Genomic DNA, 13,088 nt, shown 5'->3' on the forward strand with positions numbered 1-13,088 from the left:
CTTTTCCTTCACTCTATCAATTTTACTTACACTTTTCCTTAACTTGACGCGTATGGTATAGACACTACCCAGAATGGGAAGGCGATGAATATTTAAATTTTGTTAGCCCTGATAGTGATATGCTGGTTAATTATGAAAACTTATTTTTTGTGCTCAATCAAAGCTCCTACTCCGGCTTTGAAAGTGGGTTTTATTCAGCAGACAGGACTGATCCCTATAATTACGCTAAATATTCAAAGGAACCATATTTGAGTGGTGATCAGCTATCTGAAAAATTATCTAATGAATTGGAGGAAGATAGTAATCAGATAGATGCAGAAGTTACACTTAATAATGAGCAAGTAGACGAAGAAGTTGTGGTAGAGAGTGAAGCCAAGTCTGGGGAGAAAGGAACGGTTGGTGAGGATAACGCAAAAAATACTATACAGGAAGAAGAATCTAACTATATAGATCAAATGCAAGCGGATGATAGCAGCAGTTATAAACCAGCTTTGCAAAGCAATCGTGATGATTATGCTGATACGAAAAAAGCTCTGCAGGAAAAATTGCATGGAGATGAAATACACAAGCAAAGTAATGAGAAAGCTCAAAAAGATATAGAAGTAAAAAAAGTAACTGTGGAAACTGACAGTAGCAGTAATAAGACTGAAAAACAAACAAAACCAACAGAAGATGAACAAGAAACTGTTATGGCAAGTGTGATAGAAAACATGGATAAAAATTCTGATATTGAAGCAGAAACTTCTAACAGTGTTGCAAATTCACAACATCCCTTAAAAATAAAGACAGGAAGTCCTCTTGAAGTGGGAAAGTATAAGGTGGAGCTGCAAGTGACATATGATGATGTAAAGAATTTTTATGATACCGTACGTGGTAAATATCATGCTGGCGATGGATATAACCGTGAGCAAGTAATGGTTTTATATAATGGAATTGTTAGGCCAGCTCACAATCATCATTACGAGCAATTTACTCTTGATGAAGCACATGTTGCTAATGATCACCTGTTTATCAAGGATCAGGATTTTGGAACTCTAAATGATTTCAATGAGATGTTCTATAAAAGTGATGAGTTAATGTGATGTAAAAAGCAAGATTCAATCTGGTGAACGAGAGTTAACTGACAGAGGAGATTGACGCATATGCCTTTGTCTTTAAGATTGTTTATCAAGTATAGACATCAGCTCGTCCCATTCTCTTTTACCAATATTACTTTCTTCTCTAGTAACGTTTTCCCCTTTAATTAATTTGCGAATTATTTCTAGACCAGTTTTTGAAATATAGGCTGATTCTAGGCAATATTCAACAAAGGCATTGTAGGCCAATGGGACCCACTTCTTTATTATATCCAGCATAACTTCTGCATAAACTCTGATTTCATATTGGGCATGCTTATCAGCTCTAAGCTTCAAAAAATGAAGGAGATTATGCAGATCTATTTTCCAATAAAATTGCGTGTAGTAATTAAGCATTAGGTTAGTTCGGGCAATTTCTCTTGCAAGCCCCTGCTCAATAAATTTTTCATAATGAGAATATACTAAATTAGAGTCATTTGTTAGAGAATCTATTATTTCCTTTGAGGTGTCTGGATCAAAAGCTTCCCCACTACCTTGTTTATTATTGTCAGATTGTTTTGCAACTTGTTCTGGTTTAGGTGTATAAAATTCATTATCAAGTATTGAATACCTTGCTGAATATTCATTCACATTTGCAGTTCTATGCCTTATCCATTGCCTTGCAACAAAAATTGGAAGTTTCACGTGAAACTTAATTTCACACATTTCAAATGGAGTTGTATGATGATGTCTCATTAAATACTTTATAAGTGCTTCATCCTGACTTATCTGTTTTGTTCCCTTGCCATAAGAAACACGAGCAGCTTGAACTATAGCGCTATCAGAGCCCATATAATCCATTACTCGAATAAATCCATGGTCTAATACCTTATGTTCTTCATATAAGATTTCATCTATTTCTTTTACTGTAGTTCGTTTGGTTGCTTCATTCATAGTATGTCCTCAAGATGAAATGGAGATATCAGCTCCACATGAATTAAGTTTTTCATGCATTGCCTCATATCCTCTCCATAAATGATGCGAATTGTTTATTGTAGTTTCTCCACTGGCTACCAAAGAAATAAGTATCAAAGCTGCTGTTGACCTTAAATCAGTGGCACATAGATTAGCTCCAGATAAGCTTTCTATTCCACTTATAGTAGCTTTGCTTTTCTCGATGCTGATATTAGCGCCTAACTTTCTCAATTCATCTGCATGTGCAAATCTGTTTTCAAAAATATTCTCTTCAATTACTGATATCCCATCAGCAATGCACATTGCGGACATTAGTTGTGGTTGCATATCACTGGGGAAATTTGGATAAGGGTTTGTTGCAATGTTAGCAGACCTAATAGAGCAATTTTTTCTGGAAATCATAACCCCCTCATTATATAGTTCAACATTAGCCCCTATAGCCTTCAATTCATTCACAATACATCTTATATCAGATAGACTTATTCCTTCTAACTCCAACTTACCACCGGTTATTATAGCAGCTAGTGCATAGGTGCCTGCTTCTATGCGATCTGGTATTATTTTATGAACACATCCATTTAATGCTTCAACTCCTGTTATTGTGATCCTTGTATCACTAATCTCAATATTAGCACCCATTTTCTTTAGGAACTCTATTAAATCAAGAACTTCCGGCTCTGTTGCAGCATTGTTTATTATTGTCACTCCTTCTGCAAGTGTTGCTGCCATTATTATATTTTCTGTTGCACCAACGCTTATTTTCTCAAGTGTAACTTCTTTTCCTTGTAGCTTTCCTTTCACTGTTGCAATTATATTACAGCCTTCAACTTCAATTTTAGCTCCCATTTCTTCTAATGCTTTGATATGCATATCAACGGAACGCTTTCCGATATTGCATCCACCAGGAAAGACTGTTGTGATTTTACCAAATCTACTGAGAATTGGACCTAGCATTAAAAGAGATGCTCGCAGCTTACTTGCAGTTTCATGTGACATTACGTGATTGTTGATATTACCGCAGTCAACTTTCAAAGTATGATTTGCTTTATAATCTTTATTGCGTGTAAAGTTCACTTTCGCTCCAAGACTCTCAAGCAGCTTAGACATTAGATGCACATCAATTAAATCAGGTACATTATGCAAAATTACCGGGAAGCTACTCAATAGACTTGCTGCCATTATTGGTAAAACAGCATTCTTTGAACCATTAATCTTGATTTTTCCAACCAGGGGTTTGTAGTTATTTCTTATTAATATCTTGTGCATTTAATTAAGCTAGATCTTACCAAATAAGTATAGTAAATCGACAGTAAAAGGCAAATTACAGATAATATAGCTATCACAGATCATAGTGTTCGTACATTTTAGCTATTCAGCAGCAGAATTGATTACACTTGTCCAAAGATGAGCGATGCATTAGTGCCACCAAAACCAAACGAATTAGAAAGTGCATATCGAATTTTATGCTCCTGAGCTTTAAACGGTACAAAATTTAAATCACATCCTTCTGAAGGTTTATGTAAATTTAAGGTTGGCGGAATAATTCCATTATTTAACGCAAGAATACTGAATATTGCTTCAACGCTCCCTGCAGCACCAAGTAAATGTCCTATAGAAGATTTAGTTGAAGAAACAGGTATTTTATAAACGTAGTCACCAAATAACTGTTTCATTGCTATTACTTCAATTTTATCTCCAAGTGGCGTTGAAGTTCCATGTGCATTGATATATCCTACTTGATTTGGATTAATTTGCGCACTTTTTAAGGCAAGCTGCATTGCCTTAAATGCGCCTCTTCCTTCTGGATGTGGTGCTGTAATGTGGTGAGCATCTCCTGTGAGTCCGTACCCAACCAGTTCAGCATGTATTTTTGCCCCCCTTTTTTTTGCATGTTCGTATTCCTCCAGCACCAATATACCTGCTCCTTCACCCATAACAAAACCATCGCGTTCTGCATCCCATGGTCTTGAAGCTTCTTTGGGTTTATCATTGAATTTAGTTGATAACGCCTTCATAGATGCAAAACCTGCAATTCCAACTCTACACAGTGCACTTTCTGCTCCACCTGCAATCATAACATCCGCTTCACCAAGTTTTATAGTTCTTGCTGAGTTTATGATTGCATGCGCACCTGTTGCACATGCGGTTACTGCTGAATCGTTTGGACCTGTAAATTCGTATTTAATAGAAATATGGCCAGATATCAAATTTATTAGACTTGCAGGGACAAAAAATGGACTGACACGTCTGGGCCCTTTTTCCTGCATGGTAATAACATTTTCCTGAATTGATGGAAGACCACCTATACCAGAGCCAATAGTTACACCAACACGTTGTCTATCTACTTTTGAATCTTCTAAAGATGAATCTTCCACAGCTTGAATCGCTGCTGCAATGCCGTAATGAATAAAACGATCCGTTCTTTTTAGATCTTTTTCAAAAATATAATCTAATGGATTAAAATAGTGCTCAATATTGTCGGATTGCAGGGGAACCTGCCCTGCAACCTTGCAAGCAAGATCAGAAGAGTCAAATCTATCTGTATTGATTGCTTTTATGCCAGACTCGCCTTTTATCAGCCTTGACCAAGTGTTGTCAACATCTGCCGCTAGTGGAGTGATTAAACCAACACCAGTGACTACTACTCTTCTGCTCATTTAACACTAACTATTAGCCTGTTTTATTATTAATGTACTCAACTATTTGCTCCATAGTTTCCATTTTTTGTGCATCTTCATCTGGAATTTCTATTCCAAACTCTTCTTCTGCCGCCATGATGATTTCAACTGCATCTAAACTGTCTGTACCATGCTCCGAAAGCTTTGAAGAGCTGTTGAATTGCTCTACATCCTTACTAATGTGCTCTAGTATAATCTTTTTCACTTTTTCTTCTATGTCTTCTCTAGTGCTCTTTGCTAGTTCGCTATTCACATTTCTTACCAAAAAAATAACCTATTCTTTGATGTTATAAAAAATTTTTATGTTTGCAATATCTTTTATAACTGGTAGACTACAGTAAAGTTTTCTACTGCCCTAGCTGGCTAGCGTTACGTGCTAAACAATTAACAATTCAAAAATGCTAGACGAAACAACAAAAAATTTGCTTATTGTAGAAGTAAATAAACTTTTACCCGAAAATAGCGAGAATAAGCTTATATCAGCTATGCGTTATATACTCCTTGCTCCTGCAAAACATATACGCTCCTTTTTAGTCGTAGCTTCATCGCGAGTGTTTAACGTAGAAGCTAAAAAAGTAATATCACTTGCTGCAGCAATTGAATTTGTTCATGCTTACTCTCTAATTCACGATGATTTACCGTGCATGGACAACAGTGATACTCGCAGAAGCCAGCTAAGCTGCCATAAAAAATTTAATGAAGCAACAGCAGTGCTTGCCGGAGATGCACTACTTACTCTGGCTTTTGAGGTATTATCTTCGTTAAATGAGAAACGCTGTGAGATCATAAAAGTGCTCTCTCAAGCAATAGGAATTAGGGGAATGGTGGGAGGACAGATTTTAGATATTGGTGCAGATTTTGATAAAATAAAAGAAATTCATTTGATGAAAACCGCAAAACTATTTGCAGCTTCATGCGAAATAGGCGCTATAATAGGGGGTGCTACAGGCAAAGAGCGGAGAGCATTATATAACTACGGGATAAACCTAGGGCTTATCTTTCAAGCTAAGGATGATATTGAAGACTACGAACAAGATAAAACAAATAATTTAATGTCTGTGCTTGGTAAAAGTGAAGTAGAGAACTATATAGACGGCCTCTTTAAACAAGGCTTGGATAATTTGAGTGCGCTTTCAGGGTATACTAATTATTTATATGATTTATTGAATCAAGTAAAGAAAGATGGTTAGAAAAATTATATTACAAATGCTTATTTCCGTAGTGACGATTCTCACTTTAACTTCTGCTTTTGTGTTTACTATTGTCTATATAAACAAAGGTAAACCGGAAAAAAAGGACAAGCTTTATGAGATAAATGCCACGCATGGTGGTTTGATACAGACGATAGCATATTACCTAGTGAAGCCAATACTTGAATCAGCACTTGACCGCTATATTGAAAAGCATGGGCTGACAGAATATTTAGAAGAAATGACGCAGCAAAAAGAAGAAAATTCAATAAATTTTTATGAAATTACTGAAGGCAGTGGCAACAAGGCTTTTTGTGGCCTGGAAGTCCTATTGCAAATATATAAAATTTCTAATAATAACTTAGCAACACTCCCTAGCAGAGTTTCTGATGTTACTTTGAAAATAGGTCAAGATGACCTAAAAGAAGTGAGTTTAGGGGTAATAGGTATGAAAGAAGGCGGAGAGCGTGTAGTTACTATTGCCAATGATAACAAAATGAATTTTAATTCTTATTACGTCAAACTGATTGAAGTAAAGGATAAATATCCCAACTCAGTAAATAATCTGATGGTTTTTAATGACTTAATTAACAAGACTGGAAAACAAGTAAGGTGCGGTGATGAGATATCGGTTAAATATAGCGTAAAGGAGCATAATGGGGAATATATAGTCAAAGATCAAACAGTGCAATTTAGGGTTGGCGATAAAAGAATACCACTTGCTATAGAGCTTGGAGTTGTGGGAATGAGAGCTGGTAATAAAAGAACCATTCTTTCTCCGCCTGACCTTTTGACTATTACTGACGATATGTTAATAAAAGACATAGATTATGATGAAGAAAATATCTCAATAATTGACTTAAGCTTAGATGCTAAGCAAGAGATCGCAGCACACCATTCTACTGTTGAAAAACAGTCTAAAGAATATAGCTGAAATTTTGTATCTGCTCAGATGCATGGCTAATGTACAAATATTGAAACAAAAATTCCAGTGCCCCTGTGATGTCATTCCAGTGCTTGACACTGGAATCCAGCTTTTGATCGAAAATGTTGTATAGTACACAATCAAATTTTCTGGATCCCAGTGTCTGGGCACTGGGATGACACCCTTTTGGATGGAAACCAGTGTCACGCACTGAAATGACACCCATTTATTCCTATAGTTGTCTTTTCTCGTCTACCTTATTTTGCCACTCTGCTGAACAGATACGAAATTTTAGGTCTACTGGCTGATCTTCTGAACTACTTAAAGTAGGCTTTTCGTTTTTCCTAAAGTATAAACTTAGATAAATCCAACTGCTTCGAAATTGACTCAAGTTTATCTTTTACATACTTGCTGTCTATAATGAATTTTTCGCTATTTTTCTCAGAAGCAATGAAACTTATTTCATCTAAAAGCTTCTCCATGACAGTGTGAAGCCTTCTTGCGCCTATATTTTCCACTTGCCTATTAACTGTAAACGCTATTTCAGCTATGGTTTTTATACCATCATCAGTGAACTCAAGTGTCACATTTTCTGTTTTCATTAAAGCTATGTACTGCTTTAACAAACTAGATTCTGGTTCCTTTAATATTCTTATTAAATCCTCTTGAGTAAGTGCCTTAAGTTCTACCCTGATCGGTAATCTGCCCTGCAATTCCGGTAAGAGGTCAGATGGTTTAGACTGATGAAAAGCACCAGATGCAATAAATAATATATAGTCTGTTTTTACATGGCCATACTTAGTTGTAACAGTTGTTCCTTCAAGTAATGGTAACAGATCGCGTTGCACTCCTTCTCTGTTTACTTCACCTTTTACTTCTGTACGCGCTGCAATTTTGTCTATTTCATCCAAAAATACTATACCGTCATTACTAACAAGATCAATGGCTTCTTTGATTATCTTATCTTCATCCATTAGCCTTTCACTTTCTTCATTAATTAATATTTCACGCGCTTCTTTTACCTTCACCGTAATAGTTTTTGTTTTTTTACTCCCGTTAAACATCTTGCCCATTATTTCTGTTACATTCATCACACCAACTTGCCCACCTGGCATGCCTGGTATATCGAAAGTAGGTAACATACTCTTGCTCTCTCTGACGTCAATAGAAACTTCTCCGTCCTCAAACTCTTTATTCCTCAACCTTTCTCTAAAATTTTTTTTACTCTCTTCGGTTGCATTTTCGCCTACCATAGAGTTTACTATTGTTTTCTCAGCTAAAATTAAAGCCTTTTTAGCTAAGGCTTTATGGGCTTTCTCTTTAACTAAAACTATTGCTGCATCAACTAAATCGCGTATTATCGAATCAACGTCACGTCCAACGTATCCTATTTCAGTAAACTTCGTTGCCTCAATTTTTATGAACGGTGCACCGGCAAGTTTTGCTAAGCGACGAGCTATTTCAGTTTTACCAACCCCTGTATGACCGATCATCAATATATTCTTAGGTATGATTTCATCACGCAATGGAAATGGAACCTGATTGCGACGCCAACGATTTCTGAGCGCAATAGCAACAGCACGCTTTGCATCATCCTGTCCGATTATGAATCTGTCCAATTCTTTAACTATCTTCTGTGGTGGCAGGTCATCTAACAAAACTTGAGTAGTGTCATTAACTTGAACATCGCTGTCATTTGAATCAAAACCACTCTTAGTATCTTTATAGAGGTTATCTTTTTCATCGTAGGTGTCACTACTACAAGACCGCCCTTCTGAAAGGGTTATGGGCTGATTGGAAAAATTAGTGCACAAAGTTTTTTGCTTGGAAGACATATCACTCCTCTATTTTTTCAATAATTACATTATGATTTGTATAAACACATATATCAGCAGCTATCTTCATAGCCTTTTTCGCAATTTCCTCTATTGATATTCCTTTAATGTCAATTAAAGCTCTTGCTGCAGATAGAGCAAAATTTCCCCCAGAGCCAATAGCTGCGATTCCATCTTCAGGTTCAAGAACATCACCTGTTCCCGTAATTACTAATGAAATAGATTTATCTGCAACAATCATCATAGCTTCTAATTTCCTCAGATATTTATCCATTCTCCAGTCTTTTGCAAGTTCAACACATGCTCTCATTAATTGCCCTGGGTGCTTGTCAAGTTTAGATTCTAATCTTTCAAAAAGAGTAAATGCGTCGGCTGTTGCCCCGGCAAATCCAGCAATTACAGAATCACCAGAAAGACGCCTAACTTTTTTTGCTCCAGATTTTATAACAGTGTGGCCCAGTGAAACTTGTCCGTCACCTATTACTACTACACTTTTATCTTTTCTAATTGATAATATAGTAGTGCCATACATTTTATTGTTATCGTGTTGAATCATTTTTCTATCACTTTAAATAAGAATCTCATTATACTTTAATCTTTAGTCAAATTTACTAAATATGTTTAACCATAGCTTATAATATAATACTTTCCTTATAACATTTAAAGTGCAGATGCAAAACATAATTCACCCAAATTTGGAAAAAAGTATAAATAATTGGTTTGAAGCAAAACTTAACGGCCTTACATTACCATTTTATAGCTCTATAGATCTTAGAAACTCTGGTTACAAAATTGCCCCAGTGGACGCTAATTTATTTCCTGCGGGATTCAACAATCTAAGTGAGACATCAAGAGCAACAGCAGCAAAACTAATAAAAAGTTATTTTGAAACAAAACAATATAAAAAGGTTCTTATAATACCGGAAAATTATACACGCAATAAAATGTATATAGAAAACGTATTTGCTATAGAGAAAATACTGCAACTCGCAGGTTTTGAAACTAGAATTGGCCTTTTACATAATGAAGTATACAATTTAATAGAACAGTATGAAACTGTTGTGAAAGAAAACTCTCTGCTAAAGACAACTTCAGGATTTGTGCCTGATGTTATTATACTGAACCGTGATATGACGAGCCACATTCCAGACACGCTAAAAGACGTAAAGCAAGATATAGTACCAAGCCCACTATACGGTTGGCATAGCAGGCAAAAATTTAAGTATTTTGAAATCTATCAAGAATTAGCGTCCGAGTTTTGTAGCGAATTTAAAATGGACCCATGGCTAATTTCTGTGCTTACGGAAAGCTGTGATGGAGTTGATTTTGATGATGATTCGTCACTAGGAGCAGTAGCAACTAAAGTTGACCAAATATTATCTCTAGTGCAAAAAAAATATGAGGAATATGAAATAAAAACACAACCTTACGTTTTTATCAAAGCAAGCAATGGTACATATGGGATGGGCATTATAACAGTAACAAGTGGAGAGGAAATATTAAACCTCAATAAAAAAAAGCGTCATAAAATGAAAAAGATAAAAGAAGGAATAGCAATCAATAGCGTTATTATACAAGAAGGCGTACCAACCATTGACATGTTTAAAAGCAGTTCTGCAGAACCACTAATATACTATATAGGAGATACTCCAACATGTTACTTATACCGATGTAATAGCAGAAAAGATGTATATTCTAGCTTGAATGCCACTGACTGTGAGTTTCATGATGTTAGCCAGGTTGTGGAAGGTAAAATTCTATCACTTTGGAGTATTATTAGCAAATTAGCAGTACTAGCGTTGGCAGTAGAAATAAAATCTTTTCACCTCTAACCCTTATATTTCCATAGCGTTGCCATCGGGCAGATCATTACCAGACTGAATATGGTTATGGCTAGCATTATCAAATTTAGTAGAAGGATCAGTACCATTAACCGGTTGATTGACGAACTTATCGATATTTGATATTAAATATGCTAGACTTAATATTATACTAACTGTTACGCTTAAGTTGAAATTATAGATTACACCATTACCTAAGTTTATTGGTATGGTTGGAGTCTCTATCCTTCTTAATATGAAGTTTAATAAACTTAATGACAAAGTTAATGTGCTGATAATGAGGTCCTTCTTACACTTAGCAGATTTTTCAGGATCCTTATTATCTAGGTATTTTCTCCATGAATAATAGTAACTTATAGGTTCTGAAATAAACAGAAATAGGATCGTTGATGTTAAACCAATATGACTTATTATATCTTTATTGTTTCCAGCTAAGAAATGAATGATTTTTGTCTGCATCAATATTCCTATGATACAGTGTGTCAAGAAGGCCAAGCTACCTACAACCTGTACTGATTTTTTAGGTTCATTTTTATCATCTTGAGGTCTATACCCAGCCAAGCTGAGTCCGGAATGAAGAATATATAATGTTGATGTTGGTAATTTTATTAACTTGGCAATATCTGATACAGCAGAAATACTGGATCTATTATTGTCAATGAACTCGCAGCAAAATTGCAGTGAAATCTTACACAATATGCCTGTTAAACCTACTGCAATACAATACATCTTTCTGAGATCATGGTTATGGGCAGCGTGCACCCTTTGTGTAAATGTGTTTGATTTACCTTTTGGCATAAATAGCTAATAAAATAATAATTTCTTGTTATTCTATCACATAAAATCCTAAAAGAAAAGCCGTATGAATCAGGACTTTAAGGGAGATTTATGCATAAATCAGCCAAGCATTTAATAAACAAAGAATCGGCACTGAGAGTTGGCACGCGAAAGTAATATCCATCCTTGATAATTGCTTTATATTCTATATCAAGTTCAACTAGAGTTTCTGAATGCTCAGAAACAAAAGATATAGGTGATAGAACTACAGGTACACCATCAATTTTTGCGCGTAATAGCTCACTTTCAGTGCTTGGCTCTAGCCATTTTACAGGACCAATCTTACTCTGATAACATATTGACCAATCAAGATCTTTAATATTCAAATTTTTTACTATTAATTTTACTGTTTCTTCTATCTGTGAAGCATAAGGGTCGCCTTTTTTAATAATACTAAGAGGTAAGCTATGGGCTGAGAATAGGACTCTTGGCTTATCGATTCTGCTGGCTAATTTGTAATACTTAGCTATTAAATTAGCGTGAGCCTCAATAAAGTCTTCGTTATTATAATAATGGTGAATTATTTTTGTATCGCACTTTAGACCATGGTTTTTAGCATTTTTTTGCCAATTTTCGATGGATGATAAAGTTGTGGTAGTTGAATATTGAGGGTATAGTGGCAGCAAAATTACTTCATCAGGATCAAATTGTTTTACACTTTTAATAACTTCGTCAGCAAACGGACGCCAATAGCGCATGCAGATGAATACCTTGTGTACATGGTTTCTATCTTCATTTAATTTTAGTTCTAAAGCATTAGCTTGCATTTTTGTATTCTCCAGAATTGGCGATTTACCTCCAATTTCCTCGTATATTTTTCGTGCAGTATTTTCTCGTTTCGCAGATATAAACTTTGCTAAAAGAAACCGAAAAGGATTTGGTAGATTTATTATTCTCCTGTCATAAAAAAGATTGAATAAAAAAGGACGGACTGCATTCAGTGAATCTGGTCCGCCAAGGTTAAATAAAATGACAGCCTTTTTCACCTATGCACTACTTACAACAAGTTGCTTTTGGGGTGCCTATAAACTCAGCTATATGCTCATCAAATTTAGTTATAGGCACTAAATTTCTTACACTTGCATACAATAAATGGCCAGATCTTTGCACGTTACTCTTGGTAGATGCGAATTTTTTGCTGTCAAAAACCTTATCAACACAAAAACTTGGCACTGCTTCAAGAAGTTCAACAGCAGCTAAAGATAGCATGATACAACTTTGAAGAATCTTCAGAGGAAGAACTAAAAATGCAACGAAAAAAGAGGTGCTACTTGTTTCATCCAGTGGTCGTCCTGAGTTAGGCGAATTATACTCGATGTGTTTTCTATTTTGATCAAAAATAGGAAATTTTATAGTATCTTTCTTAAATTGCTCATCTATTTCTTGTGTACTATGTTTGGTCCATTTTTCTAGTGACCACTCACGCACGTGAAAAGTTCTTACAAAAAAGCATGTTGCAACCATCAATGCAGCACATATAAGCGCACACTGTATAAGACTTATACTACCTACTATAGCTGGCAGCGCAAAACAAACAAATGGCACTATGACAGCCATTTCAAGAAACGGAATAGTGTTTCTTTTCATTGCAAAAGCAGCGCCTTCTTTTAATTTTGTATTATGATGTGAACTATATTCCAAATAACTTAAAAATGCCAAACTAAAAGTCAAAAACCCTTTTGTCCCGCAAAAAATTGATGATTTTAGGTTGTTTGCTAGTTTTTTACGACAGTAGCCCATACAATACCTCCA

General features: G+C 35.5%; 14 protein-coding genes. 4 read left to right on the plus strand and 10 right to left on the minus strand.

What is annotated here, in order from left to right; translation table 11 throughout:
• The first annotated feature begins 149 nt into the window (after positions 1-149).
• A complete protein-coding gene (locus tag OPR57_RS00680; RefSeq protein WP_265036701.1) occupies positions 150-1,082 on the plus strand; it encodes a hypothetical protein in 933 nt (310 codons plus the stop codon).
• A gap of 72 nt (positions 1,083-1,154) precedes the next feature.
• Here OPR57_RS00680 and thyX read toward each other — a convergent pair whose 3' ends face one another.
• The 4 genes from thyX to acpP form a co-directional block, all read right to left on the minus strand.
• The gene (gene thyX / locus OPR57_RS00685; protein WP_265036703.1) at positions 1,155-2,009 is read right to left on the minus strand and encodes an FAD-dependent thymidylate synthase; all 855 of its coding nucleotides are present in this window, start codon (positions 2,007-2,009) and stop codon (positions 1,155-1,157) included.
• A gap of 9 nt (positions 2,010-2,018) precedes the next feature.
• Positions 2,019-3,296: a UDP-N-acetylglucosamine 1-carboxyvinyltransferase gene (gene murA / locus OPR57_RS00690; protein ID WP_265036705.1), complete on the minus strand. Its 1,278-nt coding sequence runs from the start codon at positions 3,294-3,296 to the stop codon at positions 2,019-2,021.
• Positions 3,297-3,418: 122 nt separating this feature from the next.
• A complete protein-coding gene (gene fabF, locus OPR57_RS00695) occupies positions 3,419-4,687 on the minus strand; it encodes a beta-ketoacyl-ACP synthase II (protein ID WP_265036707.1) in 1,269 nt (422 codons plus the stop codon).
• A gap of 13 nt (positions 4,688-4,700) precedes the next feature.
• Positions 4,701-4,961 (minus strand): acyl carrier protein, encoded by a 261-nt coding sequence (gene acpP, locus OPR57_RS00700; RefSeq protein WP_265036709.1) that lies wholly within the window; start codon positions 4,959-4,961, stop codon positions 4,701-4,703.
• 145 nt (positions 4,962-5,106) lie between these two features.
• Between acpP and OPR57_RS00705 the strand changes: the two genes are divergently transcribed.
• Both OPR57_RS00705 and OPR57_RS00710 read left to right on the plus strand, forming a co-directional pair.
• Positions 5,107-5,898 (plus strand): polyprenyl synthetase family protein, encoded by a 792-nt coding sequence (locus OPR57_RS00705; RefSeq protein ID WP_265036711.1) that lies wholly within the window; start codon positions 5,107-5,109, stop codon positions 5,896-5,898.
• Positions 5,891-6,832: an FKBP-type peptidyl-prolyl cis-trans isomerase gene (locus OPR57_RS00710; protein ID WP_265036713.1), complete on the plus strand. Its 942-nt coding sequence runs from the start codon at positions 5,891-5,893 to the stop codon at positions 6,830-6,832. The genes OPR57_RS00705 and OPR57_RS00710 overlap by 8 nt, the downstream gene beginning before the upstream one ends.
• On the opposite strand, the gene OPR57_RS00715 is transcribed toward OPR57_RS00710, so the two are convergent.
• The 3 genes from OPR57_RS00715 to hslV all read right to left on the minus strand — a co-directional run bounded on the left by OPR57_RS00715 (position 6,816) and on the right by hslV (position 9,214).
• Positions 6,816-7,049, minus strand: coding sequence for a hypothetical protein (locus OPR57_RS00715; RefSeq protein ID WP_410541071.1), 234 nt, complete (start codon positions 7,047-7,049; stop codon positions 6,816-6,818). The genes OPR57_RS00710 and OPR57_RS00715 overlap by 17 nt on opposite strands.
• Before the next feature lie 118 nt (positions 7,050-7,167).
• Positions 7,168-8,658 carry an ATP-dependent protease ATPase subunit HslU gene (gene hslU, locus OPR57_RS00720; protein WP_265036715.1) on the minus strand — a complete coding sequence of 497 codons (1,491 nt, stop codon included), beginning with the start codon at positions 8,656-8,658 and terminating at the stop codon, positions 7,168-7,170.
• A gap of 1 nt (position 8,659) precedes the next feature.
• The gene (gene hslV, locus OPR57_RS00725; RefSeq protein WP_077188416.1) at positions 8,660-9,214 is read right to left on the minus strand and encodes an ATP-dependent protease subunit HslV; all 555 of its coding nucleotides are present in this window, start codon (positions 9,212-9,214) and stop codon (positions 8,660-8,662) included.
• Positions 9,215-9,329: 115 nt separating this feature from the next.
• Between hslV and gshA the strand changes: the two genes are divergently transcribed.
• Positions 9,330-10,490 (plus strand): glutamate--cysteine ligase, encoded by a 1,161-nt coding sequence (gene gshA, locus OPR57_RS00730; RefSeq protein ID WP_265036717.1) that lies wholly within the window; start codon positions 9,330-9,332, stop codon positions 10,488-10,490.
• A 3-nt stretch (positions 10,491-10,493) separates the two neighbouring features.
• Here gshA and OPR57_RS00735 read toward each other — a convergent pair whose 3' ends face one another.
• The 3 genes from OPR57_RS00735 to OPR57_RS00745 all read right to left on the minus strand — a co-directional run bounded on the left by OPR57_RS00735 (position 10,494) and on the right by OPR57_RS00745 (position 13,076).
• On the minus strand, positions 10,494-11,297 hold the full coding sequence (locus OPR57_RS00735) for a hypothetical protein (RefSeq protein ID WP_265036720.1): 804 nt from the start codon (positions 11,295-11,297) through the stop codon (positions 10,494-10,496).
• A 77-nt stretch (positions 11,298-11,374) separates the two neighbouring features.
• Positions 11,375-12,322, minus strand: coding sequence for a ferrochelatase (gene hemH, locus OPR57_RS00740; RefSeq protein ID WP_265036722.1), 948 nt, complete (start codon positions 12,320-12,322; stop codon positions 11,375-11,377).
• A 7-nt stretch (positions 12,323-12,329) separates the two neighbouring features.
• The gene (locus tag OPR57_RS00745; protein WP_320157499.1) at positions 12,330-13,076 is read right to left on the minus strand and encodes a hypothetical protein; all 747 of its coding nucleotides are present in this window, start codon (positions 13,074-13,076) and stop codon (positions 12,330-12,332) included.
• Positions 13,077-13,088: the final 12 nt, after the last annotated feature.

This window comes from Wolbachia endosymbiont (group A) of Anomoia purmunda (genome assembly GCF_947251545.1).
GTDB lineage: Bacteria > Pseudomonadota > Alphaproteobacteria > Rickettsiales > Anaplasmataceae > Wolbachia.

Bases quoted from the DNA above. Each gene is read 5' to 3' on its own strand.
- thyX (WP_265036703.1), bottom strand. From the start codon at position 2,009: ATGAATGAAGCAACCAAACGAACTACAGTAAAAGAAATAGATGAAATC.
- OPR57_RS00735 (WP_265036720.1), bottom strand. From the start codon at position 11,297: ATGCCAAAAGGTAAATCAAACACATTTACACAAAGGGTGCACGCTGCC.
- OPR57_RS00745 (WP_320157499.1), bottom strand. From the start codon at position 13,076: ATGGGCTACTGTCGTAAAAAACTAGCAAACAACCTAAAATCATCAATT.
- OPR57_RS00705 (WP_265036711.1), top strand. From the start codon at position 5,107: ATGCTAGACGAAACAACAAAAAATTTGCTTATTGTAGAAGTAAATAAA.
- murA (WP_265036705.1), bottom strand. From the start codon at position 3,296: ATGCACAAGATATTAATAAGAAATAACTACAAACCCCTGGTTGGAAAA.
- fabF (WP_265036707.1), bottom strand. From the start codon at position 4,687: ATGAGCAGAAGAGTAGTAGTCACTGGTGTTGGTTTAATCACTCCACTA.
- hslU (WP_265036715.1), bottom strand. From the start codon at position 8,658: ATGTCTTCCAAGCAAAAAACTTTGTGCACTAATTTTTCCAATCAGCCC.
- gshA (WP_265036717.1), top strand. From the start codon at position 9,330: ATGCAAAACATAATTCACCCAAATTTGGAAAAAAGTATAAATAATTGG.
- OPR57_RS00710 (WP_265036713.1), top strand. From the start codon at position 5,891: ATGGTTAGAAAAATTATATTACAAATGCTTATTTCCGTAGTGACGATT.
- OPR57_RS00715 (WP_410541071.1), bottom strand. From the start codon at position 7,049: ATGGGTGTCATTTCAGTGCGTGACACTGGTTTCCATCCAAAAGGGTGT.
- hslV (WP_077188416.1), bottom strand. From the start codon at position 9,214: ATGATTCAACACGATAACAATAAAATGTATGGCACTACTATATTATCA.